Below are 18,999 nucleotides of genomic sequence, written 5' to 3'. Positions count from 1 at the left end.
CCTTCGCTCAGGCCAGCAGCTTGAACTTGGAAATGCCGTCGCGCAGGCTGGCGCTGACCTGGTGCAGCTCGTCGATGGCCTGGTTGGACTGGCGCAGCGCATCGACCGTCTGTTGCGCGGCTTCGCTGAGCTGGCTCAGGGCGAGGTTGATCTGCTCGGCGCCGGCGGCCTGCGCCTGCACGCCTTCGTTGGCGGCGTCGAAGCGCGGCACCATGGTCTGCACGTGGTCGATCACCTGGGTGAGCTGTTCGCCGACCCGCTGCACGTCGCCGGTGCCGCGGCGCACCTCTTCGGAGAACTTGTCCATGCCCATCACGCCGGCCGAGACCGCCGATTGGATCTCGCGCACCATCTGCTCGATGTCCAGGGTCGCCATCGCGGTCTGATCGGCCAGGCGGCGGATCTCCACCGCCACCACCGAGAAGCCGCGGCCGTATTCGCCGGCCTTTTCGGCTTCGATCGCGGCATTGAGCGACAGCAGGTTGGTCTGGTCGGCGACCTTGGTGATGGTGGTGACGACCTGGCCGATGTTGTTGGCCTTCTCGGCCAGCACCGCGAGCTTGCCGCTGATCGCCGCGGTGGCGTCGATCATCCGGCGCATGGTCTCTTCCATCTGCGCCAGCCCGTCCTGGCCGTTGCCGGCCAGGGTCGCGGTCTGTTCGGCGCTGGTCGCGACCGAATCCATGGTCCGCGCCAGTTCCTTGGAGGTCGCGGCGATCTCGCGCGAGGTCGCGCCGATCTCGGTGGTGGTCGCGGCGATCTGCGCCGCGGTGGCCTGCTGCTCGCGCAGGGTCGCGGTGATCTCGTTGATCGAGGAATTGACCTGGATGCCCGAGGTCTGCACCTGGCCGACCAGGCCCGACAGTTCGCCGCTCATTTTGTTGTAGCCGTTGGCCAGGATGCCGAACTCGTCGGTGCGGCGGAAATTCAGGCGCTGGCTGAAATCGCCCCTGGCGAACACGTCGGCGGCGTCGGCCAGGCGCTGCAGCGGTTCGGTGATCGCCTTGAGCAGATAGAACCCGGCCAGCACCGCGACCAGCAGGGCGACGGCGAAGGCGATGCTCATGCCGTAGCGCGCCGCTTGCACCGCGTCGTCGATGCGCTTGCCGGAGACGACCGCGCGGTCGTTGTTGTATTCGATCATCCGCCCGATCGCACGTTCGGCTTTTTCGAACATCGGGTCGATCCGCTCGCGCAGCGTCTTCTGCAGCGCGCCGGAGTCGCTGCCGGCCAGGCGGATCAGTTCGGCCTGCTGGGCGAACAGCGGTGCGGTGAGTCCGGCCAGGGCCTGGAAGCCGGCGCGGTCCTCTGCTTGGGAAATAGTGTCGTCGTAGCGCTTGGCCGTGGCCTCGTAAGCGGCGCGGCGCTCCTCCAGGCGCGCTTGCGCCTGCGGCAGTTCGGTCGCCGGCAGGCCGACCAGGCCGTGCAGGGCGGTGTAGTACGAATGCCAGGCCGCCTCCATCTGCCCGGACGCGTACAGGCCGGGGATGGAGTCGCTGCGCAACAGGGTTTCTTCGTCCTGGATGTGCTGCAGGCGGACGAAGGCGATGCCTCCCATCACCAGCATCGCAGCGACGATGATGGCGAAGCCGAGCACGATGCGTTGGCGGATCGTAATGTTGTTCATGGCTCATCCTGTCGGATTTGTCGCGACTTCTCCAGCCCGGCGGGAGCGACGCAAGGCGGCGGCGCGGCGCGATCGTGCGCGGATTCCGGCATTGGCGAAGGCGCAGCGGACGGCGGCGTGACTGGGGCTTGCGGCCGTGGTCGGCGAGCGGAGCATAGGGGCAAGCGGGGGCGGTCCGGACGTGACCGAGTTCGCACCGCGCGCAGTCCGCTCCCCGGGGTATCGCATCGGGTCCCCTGTGTTCGCCGGCCGCCGAGGTTCGGCGGCGATGCGGCGCCGACGTGCCGTCCAGCCTACGGTCGCCGGTCCGCGTCCGGCAACTCCGAGAGTGGCGCGACGGCGTTACGCCGATACCAACGCAAGGCCGTCGCGGTGTCGGCCGCGGCGCGCGCTCACGGCGGCCATGGCCAGGCCGAGCCCAGCGCGGCCAGCACGCACCAGGCGACCGCGGCCAGCACCGGCAACCGCCTCCACGCCAGCATGGCGACGGCGACCGCGACGATGCCGAGGTCGCGCGCCTCGCCGATGGCCTGGCGGGCGATCGGGTCGAACAGGGCCGCTGCGAGCAAGCCGACCACGGCCGCGTTGATCCCGGCCACCGCCCGCGCCGCCCAGGCGCGGCGCATCCATGCCGACCACAGCGGCAGGGCGGCGGCGACCAGCAACAGGCCGGGCAGAAACAGCGCCAGCAGCGCGACCAGGGCGCGCCACGGCGCCGGCGTCGGCAACGGCAGCGCCGCGCCCACATAGGCGGCCAGCGCGAACATCGGCCCTGGCAGCGCCTGCGCGGCGCCGTAGCCGAGCAGGAACCGGTCGAGCTCCAGCCAACCGGTCGCGACCAGGCGTTGTTCCAGCAGCGGCAGCACCACGTGGCCGCCGCCGAACACCAGCGCACCGGCGCGATAACAGGCGGCGGCGAGTCCGGCCAGCGAAGCCGGCCCGCCGGACCACAGCAACGCGGCGCCGAGGCCGAGCGCGAACGTCACCAGGCAGGCGAGCGCGACGCCGCGGCCATAGCCGGGGGCGAAGTTCGGGATCGATCCGTCGGCGCCGGCCAGCAGCGGCGCGCGGCACAGCGCCAGACCGGCCGCACCGCCCGCCGCGACCGCGAGCAGCTGCATCCAGGGGCCGCCGACGCCTGCGATCGCGACGCCGGCGGCGATCGCGATCAGGCGCCGGCGCCAGTCCGGGGTCAGGCTGCGGGCCATGCCCCACACGCCGTATGCGACCACCGCCACCGCGACCAGCTTGAGCCCGTGCACCAGGGCGACGCCGGCCGGGTGGGCGATCCAGTGCGGCGCCGACAGCGCCAACGCGAACATGGCCAGCGCCGAGGGCAAGGTGAAACCGGCAAACGCCGCCAGCCCGCCGCGCCAGCCGGCGCGCGCCAAGCCGATGGCGAAGCCGAGCTGGCTGCTGGCCGGGCCGGGCAGGAACTGGCAGATCGCCAGCAACTGGGCGTAATGCGCTTCGTCCAGCCAGCCGCGACGGCGCACGAACTCGTCGCGGAAATACCCCAGGTGGGCGATCGGCCCGCCGAACGACGTCAGGCCCAGGCGCAGGAAGACCCGGAACACCTCAAGCATGCGCGGCGGCGTCCGGTCGCGGCGAAGGCAGGGCAGAGTGCGGTTCGGCGCCGGCAGTCACGATTTCGGAGTCCTGTTCAGCGGATTTAGCGTTCGCTGCGGCGCAGCATGAATGTGACAAGTTACGCAAATTACATTGCAGGGGCGGCCGCCGTGGCCGCGGTTGCGTTCACCAGGGTACTCGCCATGACGTCCTCGTTTCGTATCGCCTTGCTGTGCGGCGCGGTGCTGACCGCGTTGGGTGCTTCGTCCGCCGCGCTCGCCGGTGGCCGGCCGGATCTGGTGCTGGCCGGGCTCAAGGCCGGGCAAGCGCATCGCGCCGGCGAAGTGCTGGTCAAGTTCCGCGACGGCAGCAGCGCGGCCCAGCAGGGCGCCGCGCGTCAGGCCTTCGGCCTGGAGAAGCTCAAGACTCTGCGCGGCGGCAATGCGCGCAACGGCGAACTGGCGCTGTGGCGGGTTGCGCCCGGGCGCGATCTGGCCGCGACCTTGTACGAACTGAGCAAGAACCCGAGCGTGGAGTACGCCGAACCCAACTGGGAATACCAGCATCAGGCGACGTCCAACGACACCTACTACAGCAACGGCTCGCTTTGGGGCATGTACGGCTCGGGCACCAGCCCGGCCAACGCCTACGGTTCGCAGGCCGCGCAGGCCTGGGCCGGCGGTCATACCGATTGCGGCAACGTGGTGGTCGGGGTCATCGACGAAGGCTACATGTACTCGCACCCGGACCTGGCGGCCAACGCCTGGACCAATCCCTACGATCCGGTCGACGGCGTCGACAACGACGGCAACGGTTACGTCGACGATGTCCACGGCTGGGATTTCGAAGGCGACAACAACGAAGTCTTCGACGGCGCAGGCGACGATCACGGCACCCACGTGGCCGGCACCATCGCCGGCGTCGGCGGCAATGGCCAGGGCGTGGCCGGCGTGTGCTGGAGCGGGGTCAAGCTGATCAGCGGCAAGTTCCTCGGCCGCCGCGGCGGCAGCACCGCCGATGCGATCACCGCGATCGACTACTTCAACGACCTCAAGAGCCGCCACGGCCTCAACATCGTCGCCACCAACAACTCCTGGGGCGGCGGCGGTTTCTCGCAAGCGCTGCAGGACGCGATCGGCCGCGCCAACACCGCCGGCATTCTGTTCGTGGTCGCCGCCGGCAACTCCGGCGTCAACTGCGACACCTCGGACTGCTACCCGGCCGAGTACCCGAATCCGAACGTGCTGGCGGTGACTGCGCTGCGTTCCAACGGCACGCAGATCTACAGCTACGGCGCCACCACCATCGACATCGGCGCGCCGGGCTACGGCATCTGGTCGACCGTGCCGGTTTCGTCCAAGGGCAAGGTGATCCCGGGTTACGCCAGCTACAACGGCACCTCGATGGCGACCCCGCACGTGACCGGCGCGGTGGCGCTGTACGCCTCCTCGCATCCGGGCGCGACCGCGGCCGACATCAAGAGTGCGGTGATGAGCGCGGCGATCGCCACGCCCTCGCTGAGCGGCAAGACCGTCAGCGGCGGCCGGCTCAACGCCAGCGGGTTCTGAGCGCGGCGACCGCGATCGAGGAAAGAACATCGAGCACCTGGCCCCGATTTTTCGGGGCCATTTTTTTTGCCGTGCAGTTCGCGCGAGATTCTGAAACGCAGGACGCCGGGACGGCAGCGAGGCGTCGGGCACCGGCAAGATGCATGCGCAAGATGCAGGTGGAACCGATGCAGCGCGCAGCGACATTGCGCCGTCGATGCCGGAGATTTGTAAAACGTTGACCAGTTTCGGTCCGCTTATTGTCATGGCTTGCGCGACGGCTTAGATTTTCGAGTGTCTATTGCGTATGGCCATGGAGTGCTCGTTATGTCGAACCCGAATCCTTTCCAGAATCGCGGCTGGCTGCAGGGAGTCATGGATCGCTTCGGCATGGGGCGGCAGCCCCAGTCGTCGGCGCCGCATCAGGCGCCGGCCGCGTTGGAGCGCCCCAGCGAGCGGGTTGCGGTGGAGCTGATGATGGACGGCTACGAAGCCGACAGCCGCAAGAACATCGACGGCTGGAAGCGGCTCGGGCGCGACGAACTGCAGCGCCACGGCGTCGAAGTCGATCGGTTGCAGGATGCGTCGACCGGATTGGACATCAGCGTTTACGCCAAGGGCGACAGCATCGCGGTCAACTTCCGCGGCACCGCGGGAGCCTCGCCCAAGGACTGGGGCACCAACATCAAGCAGCACCTCGGCCTGGACAGCGCGCAGCACGATCAGTCGGTCGCCGCGGTCAAGCACATGAAGGAGGTGTATGGCGAGAACCTGGTCGTGTTGCTCGGCCACTCCAAGGGCGGCGGGCAGGCCATGCTCAGCTCGACCGTGACCGGAGTTCCGGCGATCGTCGCCAACTCGGCTTCGGTGCACGAGAACACCTTCGCCAAGCACGGCGTCGACATCAATGCGATCGACAAGAAGGCGCTGCCGATCAAGACCCTCAACATCCAGGGCGAAGTGCTGGCCAATCTGCAGAGCTTCAGCCCGCTCCGAACCCATCAGGACCTGGGCGTGAACCGCACGTTCCCGGATGCGCTGATCGAGCGCGGCGCGGTCGAGAAGGGCTTTTCCAGGGCTTACGAACCCGGTATGTCGATGGACGACGACCTCACCAGCCAGGTCTTCGCCAACAAGCGCTCGGTCGAGGCGCATTTCGCCACATCGATGAAGCAGGTGCTGGAGGTGGATGCGCGCCAGACCGAGCGCGCCGCCTCGATCGCGGAGCAGGCGCATAAGGGCGGCCTGGCGCGGGTCGACAACCTCGTCGAAGGCCGCGACGGCAAGAGCCTGTTCGCGGTGGAGGGCGACATCGGCAACGCCGCGCACAAGCGGGTGCAGATCGCCGGCGGCCTGCAGGGCATGGACACGCAGTCGTTGCTGGATAAGGTGCGCCAATTCGCCCCGGGGCCGAGCATGGCGGATCACGCGCAGCAGCCGGCGACCCAGCTTCAGACCCAGACCGGGCCCAAGTTCGGCCTGTAAGCGACGCGCCGTCCGCGCCCGGCGCTCGGCGCCGGCGCGCGGCGGTCCCTGCGGCAAAGCGCAAGGCCCCGGGAAACCGGGGTCTTGCGTTATCGCTTGCCGTGCGGCCGACTCAGTTCTGCGCCGGCGTGTTCTCGGCGAAGTACTCGTGGTTGTCGGCGTTGTCCAGCGCGTCGGTCGGGCTGCTGATCGCCAGGTTCTTGGCGCCGGCCTGGCCGTAGACGTGGTCGTCGGTGCCGGCGACGGCGTTGAAGTGGCTCATTTCGTGGATCAGGGTGCCGGCCTTGGAGTCGGTGCCGGTCAGCGGCGCGGTCCAGAAGGTCCGGCAGACGAAGATCTCGTACGGCTGGTTCGGATAGACGTAGGCGTAGTAGCGCTGGTTGCAGCCGCAGTTGACGGTGATCTGGCCGTTGCTCTGGTCCATGGCCTGGTCGATCGCGACGAAGTGCTGGCTGGCGGTGCCGTAACGCGCCGAGGTGTAGGCGCCGAACCAGGTGGTGTAGCGCGGGCCGACGGTGCCGGCGGCGAGATAGCCCTTGGCGTTCTCGGAATAGCCGCGGGCGGCGACGACCGCGTTGCCGATAGTGCCGATCTGGGTCGCATCGCAGCTCTTGTAGGTCACGCCGTCGACCACGCTGCCGCCGCCGGGTTTGCGCTGGACGGTCGCTTCGCCGCCCTTGCCGGCGCTCCACAGGCTCAGCGGCACGCTGCGCGCGACCAGCGGCAGGCCGTTGTCCTGGCGCAGCAGGCTGCCGTCGGACAGCGACGCGTACTGCAGCGGCGAGTCCAGGTTGACCACGTACTGGCCGCGCTGGGAGAAATCGTAGGCCTGCGACAGGTCGATCGTGCTGCGCAGGGTCTGGCCGGCGCGCAGGATCGCGAAATCCTCGGCCTGCGGCAGGCCGCGCTTGATCATCGGGCCGACATAGTCGACCGCGACGCCGTCGCGGCTGACGTTGAACAGCTTGGCTTCGGTGAGTGCGGAAGGCAGCTGCCACTTCGGAACCCGCACGGTGTGACGGCTGGTGTTGGTCACGCTTACTTCGACCAGGCCGCCGAAACCGCCGGCCGGGTCGGCCACGGCCATCAGGCCGATGCGCAAGGGGTTGGCTTTTTCGTATTTCGGCGCTGCGGTCACCGAGGCGATCGCGCCGGCCAGCACCACGCTGCCCGCGACCGCGGACATGAGACTGATTTTCATTCCGAAACCCCCGAACGTAAGTGAACATAATGAACGGCAAAGGCCCGTCGCGCGGACCTGTTCGCACCTAAGCAGAGCGTGCGCGCGATTGCATTCTGCAACGCGGCAAATGCGCTCCGGCGCGATTAAGCCAGGATGCGCATACTGCGCTCGACGGCAACGCCGTCCGCGGCCCGGGGGGCGCGGAAAACCATGACGATCACGGCAATTTCACGTACCAACGACGGGGTGCAAGCAATGCGGTACATCAAGCACACGGCAGCGGTCCTGTTGCTCGGCCTCGGCCTGGCGACCGGGGTCCAGGCCCAGACCATCGGCTACAACATCCGTACCGGCGACGTCTGGGTCGACACCCGGCTGGGCGAGATCAACGATTACGGTTATCGCTACCGCGAACCGTTCATCCACGAGATGACCGGCTACTACGGCGCCCCCCGCTCGCTGATCGACGAATTGCTCGGCCGCCGCGGCTGGGCGCCGGGCGACGTCTATTACGCCTGCGCCATTGCCCGCGCACTTGGCGTGCCGTGCCTGAACGTGGTGCGCGAGTACGACCGCTATCCCGGCCGCGGCTGGGGCGACGTTGCCAAGCGCATGGGCATCAAGCCCGGCTCGCCGGCCTTCCACGCGCTCAAGCGCGGCGCGGTCGGCACCTACGATCGCTGGGGCTACCCGATCACCGTCCATCAGTCGGTGCACGTCGATTGGTCGCAGCACGGTCCGGGCAAAGGCAAGGACAAGGACAAGGGCGGTCACGATCGGGGCCACTACGACCGCGGCGGTTACGACGGGCACGGCAAGGGCAAAGACAAGGGCCACGGCAAGCCGGACAAGGGCGGGCATGGCAAGGGCCATGGCGGCGGGCATGGCAACGGCAAGGGCAACGGCAAAGGGCACTGAACCGGGGCCGTTGGGGCAGTGGGTACGACAGCCGGCTTCGCGCCGGCTGTCGTCGTTTTCGGCTTGCTCGAGCGGAACCGCGGCGCTGACGACGGCGGACGGCTTGCCGCCGCCGCCCAGGGATGCCGCCGCGAGCGCTCAGCCGGTTGGGGCGACCAGTCCGAGCTGGCGCATCAGGCCGAGATTGTCCTCGAGGTGCCAGTTTTCGTTGATGCGGTCTTCGGCGATCCGGTAGATGTCGGTGGCGATGAAGTCGACGGCCTGGCCGCTGCCCTCCACGGTGCCGAAGCGACCGTCGAAACGGCCGCGGAAGCGCAGGTGCACCACCACCCGGTCGCCGGCGACGATCATCTGTTGGATTTCGCAGCGCAGATCGGGCACCGCCGCGCGCATCGTGCGCGACGCCTGCAACGCGCCCGCCAAGCCCTGGATGCGGCCGGGCGGCAGGGTGCGGTCGACGAAATCCGGCGCCAACGCCGCGCGCGCCAAGTCCGGATCGCCGCTGTTCCAGAAACTGGCGTAACGGCGCGCGGCGAGCACTCGCGCGGCGTCGTTCGCATCGTCCGGCGCCGCGGCGATCAGCCGCGCCGGTTGCAACAGCGGCGGCGCAGCGGCGAACGCGGCGGGCGCCGCGGCCAGCAAGGCGGCCAGGGCGGCCGCACGCGCGGGGCGTACGAACGGGAACGGACTAGAGACGGTCATGGGCGAGGGCCGGGCAAGCGCCAGCGGGCGCGGGAGCGGCATGCTGGCCCGGCCGTTGCCGCGCAAACAGGTGCGTGGCGCAGAGGTATCCTTTCCGATCTGCGAACAATGCCAGCGAAGCATGGCCGGAGCGCGCGGCGCGTGATCGACAATCTGCCCAATCTGATCGCGTTCGACCGCATCGTCTCGGCGGGGAGCCTGTCGGCCGCGGCGCGCGAGCTGGACCTGTCGCTGGCGGTGGTCAGCAAGCGCCTGGCCCAGCTCGAAGAAGACCTCGGCCTGCGCCTGCTGCAACGGACCACGCGCCGTCAGACGCTGACCGAGGAGGGCGCGCTGTTCCATGCGCAGGTGGTGCGTATCCTGGCTGAGGTCGCTGCAGCCGAGGCGCTGATCTGGCGCCGGCGCGAAAGCGTCGACGGCCTGCTGCGCGTCACCGCGCCGAACGACCTGGGCCGGCGCTGGATCGCGCCGATCCTGGCGGATTTCCAGCGCCTGCACCCGCAACTGAGCGTGCAGCTGGACCTCGGCGATGGGCTGGCCGATCTGGTCGCCGACGGCCTGGACCTGGCCATCCGCTTCGGCCGGCTCGAGGATTCTTCGTTGATCGCACGGCCGCTGGCGCCGAATTACCGGGTGCTGTGCACGGCGCCGGCGTATCTACAGGCGCACGGCGAGCCGAGCGACCCGGCGCAACTGGCCGCGCACCGCTGCCTGCTGATCGGCGAACAGGCGCGCGCGGACTGGCGCTTCGGCGGTGAGCCGCCGGTCAGCGTGCGCGTGCGCGGCAGCCTGGTCAGCAACGACGGCGGCGCGGTCCATGCCTGGGCCCTGGCCGGCGCCGGCATCGCGCTGAAGTCGATCTGGGACGTCGGCGACGATCTTGCCGCCGGACGGTTGCAACGGGTGCTGCCGGGGCATTCGATTCCGGCCGCGCCGTTGCACGCGATCTACGCCCATGCCGAGCATCTGCCGCCGCGGGCGCGCCTTTTCATCGACTACCTGCGCGAGCGCCTGCGGTCGGCCTGGCGCTGGGAGCCGGCGCCGGCGGCCGCGGACCGGACGTTCAGATGATCTTGAGGGTGATCGCCTTGAGCACGGCGCGGGTGCGGTCGCGGGTGCCGAGCTTGTCGAAGATTTCGATCAGGTAGTTCTTGACCGTGCCCTCGGCGACGTGGATCGCCTGGCCGATCTCGCGGTTGCTGTAGCCGCCGGCGAGCAGGCGCAGGATGTCGACCTCGCGCCGGTTGAAACCGTGGCTGGGCGGGGCGGTTTCGCGATAGGCGTAGCGCGCGCGTACCGCGTCGGTCGATACCGGGGCGATCGCGCGCCGACCCTGCGCGACCTCTTCGATCAGCGCGATCAGTTCCGGCGGCGATGCGTCCTTGAGCAGGAATCCGCGCGCGCCGGCCGCGATCGCGCGCAGGGCCGCGCCGGCCTCGTCGAAGGTGGTCAGCAGGATCACCGGCGGCGCGCCGGGCACCGCGCGTAGGCGCTCGCACACGCCGTAGCCATCGAGCAGGGGCATGCGCACGTCGCACAGGACCACGTCCACCGGCCGTTCCTGCAGCCCGGCGATCAAGGCCTCGCCGTCGCCGGCCTCGAGCACGATGCGGAAACGCCCGAAGCCGCCGAGCAGGGCCTTGAGCCCGCCCAGCACCAGGGCCTGGTCGTCGGCCAGGGCCAGGCGCAGCGGCGTCGGCTCGATCAGCACAGCGGTACCCATCCGCGCAGGCGGAAGCCGCCGTTATCGCCGACGCCGAAGTCCAGTCCGCCGCCCAGCGCGAGCAGGCGCTCGCGCATTCCGGTCAGGCCGTTGCCGGCAAGCAGCCCGGCCGGCGCGCCGCGGCCGTCGTCGCGCAGTTCCAGCGCCAAGCGCTGGCCGTCGCGCTGCAAACTGGCCCACAGGGTCTGCGCCTGGCCGTGGCGCACGGCGTTGGTCAGCCCCTCCTGGAACGCGCGCAACAACGCTTCGGCGTGGTCCAGGCCGGGTGCGCGTGCGTCCGCGTCCAGCCGCAGGTGCAGGCGCAGCTGCGGGAACGCGCCGGCCAGCGCGCGCATCGACGGCTCCAAGTCCAGCCCGTCGTGCAGGCGCAGTTGCTGCACCACCGCGCGCAGGTCGTCGAGCAGTTCGGCGCTGAGCTGCGAACAGCGCGTCAGCGCCTGTTCGCGGTCGAGCCCGGGGTGATACTGCAGCGCGCTCAGGTTCAACCGCAGCGCGGTCAGCTTGTGCCCGGCGACGTCGTGCAGCTCGCGCGACAACCGCAGGCGCTCCTCGCTGCGCGCGGCCTCGGCGAGCATGCCGCGTGCGGCCAGCAAGTCGGCGTGCGACTGCGCCAGGGCCTGGTGCGCCCGCTCGGTGCGGCGTGCCGAGCGCAGCAACAGGATGGCGAAGGCCTGCAGCGCGGCGTGCACGCCGACGTAGGTCCACGGCGCGTCCATCTCGCGCGCCAGCCAGACCACGCCGAACAGCGCGGCATTGCTCAGCGCGAACGCCGCGGCCAGCGCGCGCGGCCCGAGCAGGGCGGCGAACTCGATCATCGGCAGGATCAGCAGCGCCGCGGCCGAGTTGTAGCGGTACAGCGCGACCAGGCCCAAGGCCAGCACGGTCAGGCCGGACGCGGCCGCCAGGCGTGCGCGCCGCTCGCGCAGCCGCCAGGACAGGACGAACGCGGGCGCGAACAGCAGATGCAGCCCGCGCGCCAACGCCGGGACCGGCCAGGCGGCGGCGAAGCCGCTGGCCTGCACCGGGCCCGACCACAGCTCCAGGCCGACCGCGGCCCAGGCCAGCAAGCCGGCCAGCACCGCGGCGGGGTAGCGCAGGGGCGGCGGAGAGCGCATGCGGCCAGCTTGGCCGGCGCGGCCCGGGCAAGGCAAGCCAGGGCCGCGAATGGATGACTTTCGTCACCGCCGGCGCTGACTTCCGGGCTCTGCCGGCGTCGCGGCGGCGACGCCCAGACTGCGCCCACCTCCGCCATCGGAACCCGCCCATGCGCATCCCGGCCCGCAAGCTGCGTCCGCTCCTGGCCCTGTTCGCCGGCGTCGCCGGCGCCGCCCTGGTCTATGCCGCGATCCCGGCGATCCCGCCGGCGACCTCCAGCGCCGGGGCGGAGCCGTTGCCGCGGCGCGCGCCGGCCGATCCCGCCGCGCTGCGCGAAGCCTATGCCTACCTGCCTGCGCAGACCCGCTTCGACGCATTCGTCGCCGTGCACCAGGGGCGCGAGCTGGCGCGCTGGGGCGATGCCGACCTGCCGATCAACACCCATTCGGTGCGCAAGAGCCTGCTCAGTGCGCTGTACGGCATCGCCATCGACAGGGGCTATCTGCGTCTGGACCAGAGCCTGGCGGAGTTGGGCATCGACGACCGAGTCGTGCCGCTGACCGCGCAGGAGAAGCGCGCCACGGTGCGCGACCTGCTGATGTCGCGCTCGGGCATTTACATCCAGGCCGCCGGCGAAGCCCGTGGCATGAAGGACTCGCGGCCGCGCCGCGGCGCGCACCGGCCGGGCGAGTTCTTCTATTACAACAATTGGGACTTCAACGTGCTCGGCACCATCTTCGAGCGCCGCACCGGACTGAGCATCGGCGACGCCTTCGAACGCTGGATCGCCCGGCCCACCGGCATGACCGGATTCCGCGCCGCGCATGTGATCTACGAGCAGCCCGGCTATACCGAGCACCGCCAGTTCGTGATCTTCCTGTCGGCCGCCGATCTGGCCCGGTTCGGCATGCTTTACGCCGACCGCGGCCGTTGGGGCGGGGTGCAGGTGGTGCCGCAGGCCTGGGTCGAGCGCAGCACGCGCGCCTGTTCGCCGGTGGCCGACCGCGATCCCTTCGATGCCTACGGCTATTTGTGGTGGGTCGACCGCGATGCGGACACGGTCTGGGCCGACGGGTGGGGCGGGCAGTTCCTGATCGTCGATGCGCGCCGTCGGCTGGCGTTGGTCTCGCGCAACGACACCGGCCGCAGCCGCCTGCAGTTGGGTTGGTTCGTGCTGTTCGACGGCGACGGCTGGCGCAGCCACCATCAGCACCTGCACCAGCTGATGATCCGCGCCGCCGGCGCGGCCCCGCCGTCCGATGCGCCGGCGCGCGCCGGGCCGGGCCGAAACGCCGAGCCGCGCCTGGCGGCGGCCGATCCGGCTTGCTAGTGTCCGCTTCTTTGCCGGTTCGCCGCGTGCGCGTCCGCGCCCGGCCCCGGCCAGGAGCGAGCACCGATGTCGATTCTCGTTACCGGCAGCGCCGGCCACCTCGGCGAAGGCCTGATGCGTCGTTTGCGCGCGCAAGGGCGCGACGTTCGCGGCGTGGACATCAAGCCTTCGGCCTTTACCGATGCGGTCGGTTCGATCGCCGATCCCGATTTCGTCGCCGCGGCGATGCGCGGGGTGCGCCAGGTGATCCACGCCGCGACCCTGCACAAGCCGCACGTGGCCACCCACAGCTACCGCCAGTTCGTCGACACCAATGTCGCCGGCACCCTGGCCCTGCTCGAGGCGGCGCTGGCCGAGCGGGTCGAGGCGTTCGTGTTCACCAGCACCACCAGCGCCTTCGGCGCGGCGCTGAGCCCGGCGCCCGGCGAGCCGGCGGCGTGGATCGACGAGGACGTGGCGCCGGTGCCGAAGAACATCTACGGCACCACCAAGATCGCCGCCGAAGGCTTGTGCGAGCTGTTCCACCGCAAGCATCGCCTGCCGGTGCTGGTGCTGCGCACCTCGCGCTTCTTCCCTGAGGACGACGACGATGCGGCGGTGCGCAGTGTCTACAGCCCGGCCAATGCGCAGGCGAATGAACTGCTGTATCGGCGCGCCGACATCGACGACGTGGTCCAGGCTCACCTGTGCGCGATCGAGCGCGCGCCGGCGCTGGGTTTCGGGCGCTACATCGTCTCGGCCACCACGCCCTTCTCGCGTGCGGACCGCGCCGAGCTGCGCCGCGACGCGGCTGCCGCGGTCGAACGCCTGTTCCCGCATTGCCGCGACCTGTACGCGGCGCAGGGCTGGCGCCTGTTCCCCGAGCTCGACCGGATCTACGACAACGCGCGCGCCCGCCGAGACCTCGGCTGGGCACCGCGCTACGGTTTCGGCCACGTGCTGGACTGCCTGCGCGAGGGGCGCGATTTCCGCAGCGGGCTGGCCCGCGAAGTCGGGGTCAAGGGCTATCACGCGCAGCGCTTCGAGGACATGCCTTATCCGGTGATGTGAACCGGTGCCGGGAGCGATCGCGGACACGGGCTGGGGCGTCCGCCCGACGCTGGCTAGAATGGAGCCGATGACGACGGCGCCGGGCGCGCCGTCGCCGCCCACCGACGAGGCGCCGCATTGAACCACCGCAACGACACGATCCGGTCAGTCCTCGATCCGCGCCGCGCCTGCGCGACGCAGGCGGGCGCAGCATGAGCGCGATCGCACTGATCTGCCTGGGCGCCTGCGACGGCGCGCGGGTCGAGAACCTGATCGTCGCCGCCGCGCGACTGTGCGCCGAGGCGGGACCGCACGGCCTGCGCGGTTGTTCCGACCTGTTCGCCGACCGCCACCGCGACTATCGCGGCGGGGTGACGGTGAACCTGATGTTGGCGCTGCAGATCGCCGCGGCCGACAACGCCGCCGCGCTGGAGCGACGTTTCAAGCAGATCGAGAGCGACTTCGGACGGCGCCGCGATCCGCAGCGGGCCTTGCCGGTGCCGCTGGACATCGATCTGGTCGGGCTCGTCGACACACAGGTGCGATGGCAGCCGCGTTACGATCCGGGCCGGCCTTACCTGTTCCATGGCCTGTATCAACTGCCGTTGCCGGCGTTGAAACAGGCGCTGGACACGGTGGCCGCCCAGCGCGGGTTCGTACCGCAACGCAATGCCGAAGGTTTCTATTCCCTGGCCGGTGCGGGCTTCGTCGAACGTTGGTTGCGCTCGTGCGATCCCGTCGCCGACTTCACCGCGGAGGCCCGTTGATGTCCGAGCGCGTCACTTTGGTCACCGGCGCCTCGCGCCGCATCGGCCGCGCCATCGCCGAGGCCTGCCTGGCGCGCGGCGACACGGTGGTCGCGCACCGCCGCGACGCCGATGCCGAGCCGGCGCCGTATCCGCGCCCCGTGATCGGCTGGAGCTGGGACCTGAATCAGCCGCTGCCGGCCTTGCCCGAGGCGCAGATCACCGATCTGGTGCTCAGCGCCTCGATGTTCGAGCGTGGTCGGCATTGGAGCGGGATCGACGCCGCCGGGCTGGAGCAGGAACGCGATCGCATGCGGCGCCATCTGCAGGTCAACCTGCTGGCGCCGTGGGAATTGGCGCTGGCGCTGCAGCGCCGCCGCCCGCTGCGTTCGGTGGTGATGCTGCTGGACACCTATCTGGATCGTTCCTTTCCCGGCCATGCGGCCTATCAGGTCAGTCGTGCCGCCGGCGCCGGGCTGGTGCGCGCGTTGGCGAGCGAATTGGCGCCGACCCGGGTCAACGCGGTCGCGCCCGGGACCGTGCTGCCGTCGGTGCGCGACCCGGCCGAGCGGGCCGAGCAAGAGGACGCGATCGCCGCGCGCACGGTGCTCGGGCGCATCGGCGCGCCCGAGGACGTGGTGGCGGCGGTGATGTACCTCAGCGATGCGGCCTACTGCACCGGCGAGATCCTGCGCGTCGACGGCGGCCGTTTCAAGCTCTGACCTTCGGGCTCCGGCGTTCGGGCTGTGGCATCCGGCGCGCGCGCCGTCGTTGCCGCAAGGCCCGCGCCGTGCCGCACCCCGGGCCCCTCGCCGCGGTCGTCTCGAGACGGCCGATCCCTCCCGGAGAGGAGAGATATTCGTCCGCGATCGTTCGCTGCGGAATCGCCGCGTCGGGTCAGGGCTGTGCGGCCAACTCGGCCATATGCCGGGCGATGCGCGCCTGCGCCGCTTCGGCGGTATTGCGCGCGCGTTGCCAGGCCGAGCGCGCGGCGCGTTCGGCCTGTTCCCAGTTCAGCGCCGAGCCCAGGCGGATGCGCTGATAGCGCTGGCGCAGTTGCAGGGTCGGGTCGTCGAAGTCCCGGTCCGGATGTTCCAGATGCACCGAAATGCCGACGTAGAACGCCGGTGCGTAATCGCTGAAGCGCATGCCGTCGCGGTAGAAATCCGCATGCCGGTAATGGCTGGCCCAGTAACTGAGCCCGGGCGTGTTGGGGCTGTGGCGGCCGCGTAGGGTCGTCGTCATCGCTCAGGCTCCGTGGAGGAACCCCCTGTTGCGCAGATGGTGCCCGATCGCATCGTTAGATGCACGTGTAGAGCGGCATTCAATCGAGACAAACGTTCATCTCTGCGACCGGAATCCGCTCCCTGCGCGACCGCGGTCACGCGGCTCCCGCTCGCTGTCGCCGGGCGATCCGGGCCCTCTTGCCGATGCCCGCCGGGCCCGGGCGTCGGGCCGGCGGCGGCCCGCTGCCGGCCCCTCCTGCGCGCACCCGGCGCCGTCAGGCAAGGTATGCTCGGATTACCGAGGCAGGGACCGATTCGACGCGATCATCCACGAGCGAGGGGGCGTGAGCGGAATGACCGACAGTTCCCGGGAAGCGGGGCGCACCGCCGAGCATCTGCGTTTCGTCCGCCGCATCTACGCGATGCGTTCGCTCGGGCTGGGCTTCGGGTTCTTCGCCGTGGCCGGGGTGCTGTACGAGCAGCACGCCGGCTGGGGGCTGTGGACGCTGTTGTTCGCCAACGGCTACCTGTGGCCGACGCTGGCCTACGTACTGGCCTCGCGCAGTCGCGATCCGGAGTACGCCGAATACCGCAATCTGGTGATCGACTCGGCCATGGGCGGGATGTGGATCGCGGTGATGCAGTTCAACATCGTGCCCAGCGCCTTGCTGGCGGTGATGCTTTCGGCCGACAAGATCGGCGTCGGCGGCTGGCGTTTCCTGGTGCGCACCGCGCTGGCGATGCTGCTCACCGCCGCTGCGGTGTGGACGCTGATCGGCTTCCCGTTCGCGCCCTACAGCTCGATGACGGTGGTCCTGGCCTGTTTGCCGTTCATGTTCGTCTATCCGATGGCGATCAGCAGCGCCGCCTACGGCCTGGCGCGCAAGGTGGTGCGGCAGAACAAGCAGCTCGACCAGCTCAGCCGCACCGATCCGCTGACCGGCCTGCAGAATCGCTTGCACTGGGACGATTCGGCGACCGCGGCCATGACCCATTGCGCGCGTTCGGCCAGGAACGCCAGCCTGATCCTGATCGACGTCGACCATTTCAAGGACATCAACGACTTCCACGGCCACCAGATCGGCGACGCGGTGTTGCGCCGGGTCGCCGGCATCCTGCACGGCGTGGTGCGCCTGACCGACACCGCCAGCCGGATCGGCGGCGACGAGTTCGCCCTGGTGCTGATGAACATCGAGGACGAACCGGCCCGATCGATCGCCGAGCGCATCCGCAAGGCGATCGAGGACGCCCGCTTCGACGACGCCCCGGCGCTGCGTTGCACGGTCAGCATCGGCCTGGCATCGACCGGGCCGCGCACGGTCAGCGCGGCGATGTGGATGCGCCATGCCGACGCGGCCCTGTACCAGGCCAAGCAACGCGGCCGCAATCAGGTGGTCTGCGCCGACGGCTGAGCCGGTGCGGGGTTTGCCAGCGGCGAAAGCGGCTCACTAGAATCCACCGACCCGGGCGACCCGGCGCAGACTCAACGATCGGGGCAGGGCATGGCGGAGCAGGGCGGCAATCTCGCGCAAACGCGCATCGGCGTCATCGGCCTGGGCTACGTCGGCCTGCCGCTGGCGCTGGAATTCGGCAAGCGCTACGACACCGTCGGTTACGACATCAATCCGGTGCGGGTGGCCCAGCTCAGCCAGGGCGAGGACTCGCATCGCGAGAACGACGCCGCCGAGATCGCCGCCGCGACCCGGCTGCGTTTCAGCGCCAGCTTGCGGGATCTGGCCGATCGCGACACCTACGTGATCACGGTGCCGACTCCCATCGACGAGCACAAGCGGCCGGATTTCACCCCGTTGGTCCAGGCCAGCCGCGCGCTCGGCGAACTGCTCAAGCCCGGCGACACGGTGATCTACGAGTCCACCGTCTATCCCGGCGCGACCGAGGAGATCTGCATTCCCGAGCTCGAACGCGCTTCGGGTTTGCGCTTCAATCAGGACTTCTTCGTCGGCTACAGCCCGGAACGGATCAACCCCGGCGATCGCCAGCGTCGCCTGACCGACATTCCCAAGGTCACGTCCGGCTCCAACGAGGCCACCGCCGAGCGGGTCGACGCGCTGTACCGCAGCATCATCCCGGCCGGCACCCACAAGGCCTCCAGCCTGCGCGTGGCCGAGGCGGCCAAGGTCATCGAGAACACCCAGCGCGACGCCAACATCGCCCTGATCAACGAGTTCGCCTTGATCTTCCAGCGCCTGGGCATCGACACCACCGAGGTGCTGGAAGCGGCGGGCAGCAAGTGGAATTTCCTGCCGTTCCGCCCCGGCCTGGTCGGCGGCCACTGCATCGGCGTGGACCCCTACTACCTGATCCAGAAGGCGCAAAGCGCGGGCTACTATCCCGACATCCTGCTCGCCTGCCGGCGCATCAACGACGCCATGGGCGGGCACGTCGCGGCCGAGGTGATCAAGCGCATGATCCAACGCGGCGTCGCGGTCGCCGACTCGCGCATCCTGATCCTGGGCATCACTTTCAAGGAAAACTGCGCCGACCTGCGCAACACCCGGGTGATCGACCTGGCGCGCGAATTCGGCGAGTACCGGGCCCGGGTCGAGATCCACGACCCTTGGGCCAACGCCGAAGAGGCCCGCCGCGAGTACGGCGTGGAGATGGTCGAAACGCCGCCGGCCGGGGTCTACGACGCGGTGATCGTCGCGGTCGCGCACGAACAGTTCCGCCGGCTCGGCGCCGCCGGCGCGCGCGCGTTCGGCAAGCCGGACGCGCTGTTGTACGACATCAAGAGCCTGTACCCGCGCGATCAGGTCGACGCGCGCCTGTAGCCGGCGCGGCGGGGCGGCCGCAGCCCG

At 70.0% G+C, this 18,999-nt stretch carries 17 protein-coding genes; 10 read left to right on the top strand and 7 right to left on the bottom strand.

Features of this window, described 5'->3' with window-relative positions:
• Positions 1–7: 7 nt before the first annotated feature.
• Entirely contained in the window at positions 8–1,627 is a 1,620-nt protein-coding gene (locus V2J18_RS13260; protein ID WP_064749839.1) for a methyl-accepting chemotaxis protein, read from the bottom strand.
• A 392-nt stretch (positions 1,628–2,019) separates the two neighbouring features.
• Positions 2,020–3,213, bottom strand: coding sequence for a chromate efflux transporter (chrA, locus tag V2J18_RS13255; RefSeq protein ID WP_336131993.1), 1,194 nt, complete (start codon positions 3,211–3,213; stop codon positions 2,020–2,022).
• A gap of 186 nt (positions 3,214–3,399) precedes the next feature.
• On the opposite strand from chrA, the gene V2J18_RS13250 reads away from it, so the two are divergent.
• Both V2J18_RS13250 and V2J18_RS13245 read left to right on the top strand, forming a co-directional pair.
• Positions 3,400–4,764 carry a S8 family peptidase gene (locus tag V2J18_RS13250; RefSeq protein ID WP_336131992.1) on the top strand — a complete coding sequence of 455 codons (1,365 nt, stop codon included), beginning with the start codon at positions 3,400–3,402 and terminating at the stop codon, positions 4,762–4,764.
• A gap of 306 nt (positions 4,765–5,070) precedes the next feature.
• Positions 5,071–6,228, top strand: a complete 1,158-nt coding sequence (locus V2J18_RS13245; RefSeq protein ID WP_141233605.1) for a Tle-like phospholipase domain-containing protein — start codon at positions 5,071–5,073, stop codon at positions 6,226–6,228.
• Between the two features lie 112 nt (positions 6,229–6,340).
• Here the strand turns inward: V2J18_RS13245 and V2J18_RS13240 are convergent, their stop codons facing one another.
• A complete protein-coding gene (locus V2J18_RS13240; protein ID WP_336131991.1) occupies positions 6,341–7,429 on the bottom strand; it encodes a M35 family metalloendopeptidase in 1,089 nt (362 codons plus the stop codon).
• Between the two features lie 237 nt (positions 7,430–7,666).
• Here V2J18_RS13240 and V2J18_RS13235 point away from each other — a divergent pair, with 237 nt between their 5' ends.
• Positions 7,667–8,329 carry a hypothetical protein gene (locus V2J18_RS13235; protein ID WP_336131990.1) on the top strand — a complete coding sequence of 221 codons (663 nt, stop codon included), beginning with the start codon at positions 7,667–7,669 and terminating at the stop codon, positions 8,327–8,329.
• 138 nt (positions 8,330–8,467) lie between these two features.
• On the opposite strand, the gene V2J18_RS13230 is transcribed toward V2J18_RS13235, so the two are convergent.
• Complete coding sequence (locus V2J18_RS13230) at positions 8,468–9,031, bottom strand: ester cyclase (protein ID WP_336131989.1); 564 nt, start codon at positions 9,029–9,031, stop codon at positions 8,468–8,470.
• Positions 9,032–9,172: 141 nt separating this feature from the next.
• Here V2J18_RS13230 and V2J18_RS13225 point away from each other — a divergent pair, with 141 nt between their 5' ends.
• Positions 9,173–10,102, top strand: a complete 930-nt coding sequence (locus tag V2J18_RS13225) for a LysR family transcriptional regulator (RefSeq protein WP_261370224.1) — start codon at positions 9,173–9,175, stop codon at positions 10,100–10,102.
• Here the strand turns inward: V2J18_RS13225 and V2J18_RS13220 are convergent.
• Entirely contained in the window at positions 10,095–10,754 is a 660-nt protein-coding gene (locus V2J18_RS13220) for a response regulator (protein WP_064749832.1), read from the bottom strand. The two genes, V2J18_RS13225 and V2J18_RS13220, sit on opposite strands and share 8 nt — an antisense overlap.
• Positions 10,736–11,869 carry a sensor histidine kinase gene (locus tag V2J18_RS13215; RefSeq protein WP_064749831.1) on the bottom strand — a complete coding sequence of 378 codons (1,134 nt, stop codon included), beginning with the start codon at positions 11,867–11,869 and terminating at the stop codon, positions 10,736–10,738. Before V2J18_RS13215 ends, V2J18_RS13220 begins: the two co-directional genes overlap by 19 nt.
• 149 nt (positions 11,870–12,018) lie before the next feature.
• Between V2J18_RS13215 and V2J18_RS13210 the strand changes: the two genes are divergently transcribed.
• From V2J18_RS13210 to V2J18_RS13195, 4 genes are all read left to right on the top strand, one after another.
• Positions 12,019–13,179 carry a serine hydrolase domain-containing protein gene (locus tag V2J18_RS13210; protein WP_336131988.1) on the top strand — a complete coding sequence of 387 codons (1,161 nt, stop codon included), beginning with the start codon at positions 12,019–12,021 and terminating at the stop codon, positions 13,177–13,179.
• A 66-nt stretch (positions 13,180–13,245) separates the two neighbouring features.
• Entirely contained in the window at positions 13,246–14,229 is a 984-nt protein-coding gene (locus V2J18_RS13205; protein ID WP_064749829.1) for an NAD-dependent epimerase/dehydratase family protein, read from the top strand.
• 191 nt (positions 14,230–14,420) lie between these two features.
• Entirely contained in the window at positions 14,421–14,975 is a 555-nt protein-coding gene (locus V2J18_RS13200; protein ID WP_064749828.1) for a 2-amino-4-hydroxy-6-hydroxymethyldihydropteridine diphosphokinase, read from the top strand.
• Entirely contained in the window at positions 14,975–15,676 is a 702-nt protein-coding gene (locus V2J18_RS13195) for an SDR family NAD(P)-dependent oxidoreductase (RefSeq protein ID WP_064749827.1), read from the top strand. Before V2J18_RS13200 ends, V2J18_RS13195 begins: the two co-directional genes overlap by 1 nt.
• A 175-nt stretch (positions 15,677–15,851) precedes the next feature.
• Here V2J18_RS13195 and V2J18_RS13190 read toward each other — a convergent pair whose 3' ends face one another.
• Positions 15,852–16,199 carry a hypothetical protein gene (locus tag V2J18_RS13190; RefSeq protein ID WP_064749826.1) on the bottom strand — a complete coding sequence of 116 codons (348 nt, stop codon included), beginning with the start codon at positions 16,197–16,199 and terminating at the stop codon, positions 15,852–15,854.
• A gap of 334 nt (positions 16,200–16,533) precedes the next feature.
• Between V2J18_RS13190 and V2J18_RS13185 the strand changes: the two genes are divergently transcribed.
• Both V2J18_RS13185 and V2J18_RS13180 read left to right on the top strand, forming a co-directional pair.
• On the top strand, positions 16,534–17,592 hold the full coding sequence (locus tag V2J18_RS13185; RefSeq protein WP_064749825.1) for a diguanylate cyclase: 1,059 nt from the start codon (positions 16,534–16,536) through the stop codon (positions 17,590–17,592).
• 90 nt (positions 17,593–17,682) lie between these two features.
• Complete coding sequence (locus V2J18_RS13180) at positions 17,683–18,972, top strand: nucleotide sugar dehydrogenase (RefSeq protein ID WP_336131987.1); 1,290 nt, start codon at positions 17,683–17,685, stop codon at positions 18,970–18,972.
• The last annotated feature ends 27 nt before the right edge of the window (positions 18,973–18,999 follow it).

Origin of the sequence: Lysobacter firmicutimachus, assembly GCF_037027445.1 — a bacterium.
Classification (GTDB): Bacteria; Pseudomonadota; Gammaproteobacteria; order Xanthomonadales; family Xanthomonadaceae; genus Lysobacter; species Lysobacter firmicutimachus.
The sequence above is the reverse complement of the archived record's forward strand: the minus strand, read 5'-3'. Positions and strand labels throughout refer to the sequence as shown.